Origin of the sequence: Arsenophonus nasoniae DSM 15247, from assembly GCF_000429565.1 — a bacterium.
Lineage (GTDB): Bacteria > Pseudomonadota > Gammaproteobacteria > Enterobacterales > Enterobacteriaceae > Arsenophonus > Arsenophonus nasoniae.
Genome location: NZ_AUCC01000235.1, coordinates 1 through 1433, shown reverse-complemented (window position 1 = coordinate 1433; position 1433 = coordinate 1). Strand labels below are relative to the sequence as shown.

Annotated in this window: 3 protein-coding genes; all 3 read left to right on the top strand. The window is 43.7% G+C overall.

The annotated features are described in order from the left end of the window. Positions 1–437, top strand: a 437-nt coding sequence (locus G468_RS21950) for a primase C-terminal domain-containing protein (protein WP_034250509.1), incomplete at its 5' end; no start/stop codon positions are given. 293 nt (positions 438–730) lie between these two features. Further along, positions 731–1027, top strand: coding sequence for a type II toxin-antitoxin system RelE/ParE family toxin (locus G468_RS0117880; RefSeq protein WP_026824135.1), 297 nt, complete (start codon positions 731–733; stop codon positions 1025–1027). An 8-nt stretch (positions 1028–1035) separates the two neighbouring features. Then, positions 1036–1338, top strand: a complete 303-nt coding sequence (locus tag G468_RS0117875; RefSeq protein WP_026824134.1) for a HigA family addiction module antitoxin — start codon at positions 1036–1038, stop codon at positions 1336–1338. Positions 1339–1433: the final 95 nt, after the last annotated feature.

Genomic DNA, 1433 nt, shown 5'->3' with positions numbered 1-1433 from the left:
CAACCTACGGGTTAGGCCGTAATTGCACTGTCTTTGAGAAAACGCGCAAGTGGGCGTATAGGGCTATTCGTCGTGGCTGGCCTGCTTTCGCACAGTGGTTTGCTGCGTGCTTCGAGCGTGCAATGGGCTACAATGTGCAATTCCCCGTTCCCCTCAGTGAGCCAGAGGTGAAAGCGATTGCCAAGAGTGTCGCTAAATGGACTCACAAGCGCTTCACTGAGAAAACCTTTGCTGAGTATGTAGCTAGGACGCATACGCCAGAGATTCAGTCGGCAAGAGGAAGAAAGAGTCGTGGTGGGGGTAGGCCAACGGTAGGGACGCATGATGTTATTGATGCTATTCAAGAATTCAAGGCTAAAGGCTATTCTCATCGTAAGATCGCTCATATACTTAATATTTCACCTAGTACTGTTAGTGTGCTATCGCGGAGACAGTGATCGAAAACAACCTATATCAGATAACAGCCCCTCGGGGTGGTTTTGACCTTCGTTAGTTGGAACGCTGTAGAGTCAGGCCAGCTCTGGGCTTAATGGGGCTTGATTGGGCTTGAAGTGAATTAAAAGAAAAATCAGTTAACATCAGTAAAAGTAACTCAGTCTGGTGTAGCGACTGCGAAAGTAGTGCACTGGCTTTAAGTTCCATTTTAGTCTTTCAATGTTCTCAAATGGTTGCTTTGTGCTCCTGTTATGGGTATTATGATAATACAGACTACAAGTATTCAGGTGTGTTCATGATTGGTAGCTTTAAGGAGGGTGAAACTGGTTCATTATGTCGATTTTATCAATACGATGAACTTTCTGGAGACATTCCAATGATGATAACTCGCCAATTACGTCGAAAACTAAGCATTTTAGCAGCAGCTAGTTCAGAGCGATCTTTGTTCCAGCCACGTAGTAACAACTATGAACGATTATCTGGAGTGCTAGAGGGGTGGTCAAGTATACGGATTAATATTCAATGGCGACTTATCTTTAGGTGGCGCGAAGGTGTCGCTTATGATGTTTACTTGGATCCACATAAATATTAGGGTGAAATATGGAAACTATTACAGCCGAGCCTACGACTGTAGGTGAGATGTTAAATGAAGAATTTTTAAAGCCACTTAATATTACTCAGCAGCAACTTGCGGAGGCAATGAAGGTTTCACGCAAGGTTATTGGTCAGATAGTCAATAATACTCGTCGCCTTACAGTAGGCGAAGCTAGTCAATTAGCCGCACTATTCGAGTTGGATGATGATTTTTGGATTAACGTTCAAGCAGCGCATGATCGATGGGAAGCTCGAAAAATCATATCTTCTCAGCATTTCCGACCTATAAATATTTTACTGAATATTTAACGGGAGGATTTTATGACAATTGCAGAACAGCTTGAGGCTAGAGGTGAGGCTAGAGGTATCCAATTAGGTAAGCAAGAAGGCTACCAGCTAGGCCA